Origin of the sequence: Romboutsia sp. (assembly GCF_051659545.1) — a bacterium.
In the GTDB taxonomy this organism is placed as follows: domain Bacteria; phylum Bacillota; class Clostridia; order Peptostreptococcales; family Peptostreptococcaceae; genus JBOFOR01.
This window is the reverse complement of sequence record NZ_JBOFOR010000106.1, coordinates 1-3,156: the sequence shown is the minus strand read 5'-3', so window position 1 is coordinate 3,156 and position 3,156 is coordinate 1. Positions and strand designations below refer to the sequence as shown.

Annotated in this window: 3 protein-coding genes; 2 read left to right on the top strand and 1 reads right to left on the bottom strand. The window is 27.4% G+C overall.

Translation table 11 applies throughout. The annotated features are described in order from the left end of the window. The first annotated feature begins 181 nt into the window (after positions 1-181). Entirely contained in the window at positions 182-1,558 is a 1,377-nt protein-coding gene (locus ACRC03_RS06425) for an aldehyde dehydrogenase (protein ID WP_438651730.1), read from the top strand. Positions 1,559-1,632: 74 nt separating this feature from the next. Here the strand turns inward: ACRC03_RS06425 and metA are convergent, their stop codons facing one another. Continuing rightward, a complete protein-coding gene (gene metA / locus ACRC03_RS06420; RefSeq protein WP_438651729.1) occupies positions 1,633-2,562 on the bottom strand; it encodes a homoserine O-acetyltransferase MetA in 930 nt (309 codons plus the stop codon). Positions 2,563-2,876: 314 nt separating this feature from the next. Between metA and ACRC03_RS06415 the strand changes: the two genes are divergently transcribed. Then, the gene (locus ACRC03_RS06415; RefSeq protein WP_438651728.1) at positions 2,877-3,089 is read left to right on the top strand and encodes a nitroreductase family protein; all 213 of its coding nucleotides are present in this window, start codon (positions 2,877-2,879) and stop codon (positions 3,087-3,089) included. The last annotated feature ends 67 nt before the right edge of the window (positions 3,090-3,156 follow it).

The window sequence follows — 3,156 nt, the reverse complement described above, 5'->3', positions numbered from 1 at the left end:
ATTTATACAAGGATTTAAAAGAGATGTTGCATTAGTAGAAGTTAGTGCAGAATTAGCGGAAGAAGATAAATAAAATTAGAAATAATATAAACCCTAGATCTAGTTTAGATGTAGGGATATTTTTTATTAATTTTAGAGTATAATTATAAAGATAGAATATTACAGCTAGGAGAGATTAAAATTGAATAATTATATAAATTTACTAAAAACTCAAAAAGATTATAAAAATGAAGTTGGAATTATAGAAATAGAGAAAAGAATTGAAGCATTACAAAAACTTAAATCTACTATAAAAAAGTATGAAGAAAAAATAATAGAAGCCCTTTATCAAGACTTAGGAAAATCAGAGTTTGAAGCTTATACAACAGAAATAGGATTTATTTATTCTTCTATAAACTATGCACTAAAGAATATAAAAAAATGGAATAAAGTAAAAAAAGTAAGAAATGACATGGCTCAACTTCCAGGTAAATCATACATATATAATAGCCCATATGGAAGTGTATTGATAATAGGTCCATATAACTATCCATTTCAGTTAACATTAGAACCCTTAATTGGGTCAATTGTAGGTGGGAATACCGCTGTTATTAAACCTTCAGAATTTACACCAAAAGTAGAAGAAATATTAGTCCAAATAATAAATGAAGTTTTTGAAGAAAAATATGTAGCTACAGTTACAGGAAATTACACTGTAAACAGTCAACTACTTGATTTGCCTTTTGATTATATATTCTTTACAGGGAGCGTAAATGTAGGAAAGATAGTAATGGAAAAGGCTAGTAAAAATTTAACACCGATAACCTTAGAACTAGGAGGGAAATCACCTGTAATAGTTGATAATAGTGCAAAACTAGATATAGCTACTAAGCGTATAATATGGGGTAAATTTAGTAATGCAGGTCAAACCTGCGTAGCACCAGATTATATATTAGTACAAGAAGATATCTATGAAGAGTTTATACAAAAATCTATTAATAAGATAAAAGAGTTTTACAGTGAAAATGTAGAACATAATAAGGATTATGGAAGAATAGTAAATGAAAAGCACATGAAAAGATTAAATAGTATATTAGAAAAAGACAAAGATAAAATAGTTTTTGGAGGAGAAGTGGATTTAGAAAGTAGATATATTTCTCCCACTATTTTAGGTAATGTAAACGACTTAGATGAGGTTATGAAGGATGAAATTTTTGGTCCAATAATGCCTGTTATAAAGTATAAAAATATTAAAAATATAGAATATTATTTAAATAAATATGAAAAACCATTGGCATTATATATTTTCTCTGAAAATAAGAAATTTTGTGAGCATATAATAAATAAGTACGCCTTTGGTGGAGGGTGTATAAATGATACTATAAGTCATGTTGCATCACTTTACCTTCCTTTTGGAGGAGTAGGAAAGTCTGGGATAGGAAGATACCACGGATATAGTAGTTTTAAAACTTTTACCTATGAAAAATCTATAGTAAAAAGAAATAGTAAAATTGATATAAAATTAGTATTTCCTCCCTACAATAAAAAATTAGACTTAATTAAAAAAATAATGAAATAGTATAATATAAACATATAAAAGTAAATTCAAAAAAAGGACTATAACTACAAGATATAGTCCTTTTTTTTATTAATTTAGTCCATATCTTTACAGATAGCACAAATGTCATATGGCGTATTTTGATAGACGCAGTAATTTAACCAGTTACTAAAAATTACATTGGCACTACCTCTCCATCTTACAACAGGCTCTTTAGTTGTATCGTTCTTAGGATAATAATTTTGAGGTATGTCAATTTCTAATCCATTATTTAAATCTCTTAAATATTCCTTTTGCAGAGTATCTCTATCGTACTCTAAATGACCACTTACAAAAATTTGTCTACCATTATTATTTGAAACTATAAACACACCTGCATCATCAGACTCAGATAAGATTTTCAAATCCGATACTTTTTCTATATCTTCCTTAAAAACAGTAGTATGCCTAGAATGAGGAGCAAAAAAAGTATCATCTAAGCCTTTCATTAAGTCGGAATTTGGATAATTTACACAGTGCTCATAAACTCCAAATAGTTTTTTATCTAATGAGTGTTTTGGAACTTTGTAATGATGGTAAAGTGCAGCTTGAGATGCCCAACAAATATGTAGTGTAGAAAATACATTTTCACTACTCCAATTCATGATTTCTTTTAATTCATCCCAATAGTCTACATCTTCAAATTCTAAATGTTCGACAGGAGCACCCGTTATGACTAAACCATCAAATTTTTCTTTTTTAATATCATCAAAAAATTGATAAAACTTTTCTAAATGCTCAATTGGTGTATTTTTTGAATTATGACTTTTCGTTTTTAATAATGTAATTTCAACTTGAAGCGGAGTATTTGATAGATATCTTAAAAGCTGATTTTCTGCCTGTATTTTTATAGGCATTAAGTTAAGAATAGCGATTTTTAAAGGTCTTATATCTTGAGTTAGCGACCTTTCTATGTCCATAACAAATATATTTTCATCGCGAAGTACAGTGAAAGCAGGTAGTTGCTTTGGTATTTTTATTGGCATAACTAGTTTCCCCCCTAATAAAAAATTTTACTTAAAGATATTTTACTATATTTATTTAAAAGGTGTATACAAATACAAAAAAAATATATATATAAAATAGATAAATTAAATTTTATGTAAGAACTTTATTTTTAATATTACAAACTGTAATGTTGATGCTATCATTTGGGGTAGTATATATCTTTAAAGTGCGTTCTTTAATAAAGACAATTAATAATATACAATAATTATATAGCATAAAAATAAGTAGTCAAAGCTCTTTAAATATTTAAGGCTGAGTGGGAGTTAGATTAAAAAATATGGGGGGAATTAAAATGAATGCAGCTATAAAAAGTATATTAAATCGAAGAAGTGTTAGAGAATTTAAAGAAGAAATGTTAAAAGAAGAAGAAATAAAAGTCATTGTAGAAGCTGGAATTTATGCTCCAAGTGCAATGAATCAACAATCATGGCATCTTACAATAAATTGCCGAAAAGCCCCCTTCTTTAGATGTGGGGATGAAAGGCAAGGTCTCAAACTATCTTAATAAAGAGAGGTGGAACAACTTCTAGTTATATTAAGTCTCAAATGTTGTATAATAAAAATAATATATG

Coding starts and splice junctions, on each gene's coding strand:
- metA (WP_438651729.1), bottom strand. CDS start 2,562: ATGCCAATAAAAATACCAAAGCAACTACCTGCTTTCACTGTACTTCGC.
- ACRC03_RS06415 (WP_438651728.1), top strand. CDS start 2,877: ATGAATGCAGCTATAAAAAGTATATTAAATCGAAGAAGTGTTAGAGAA.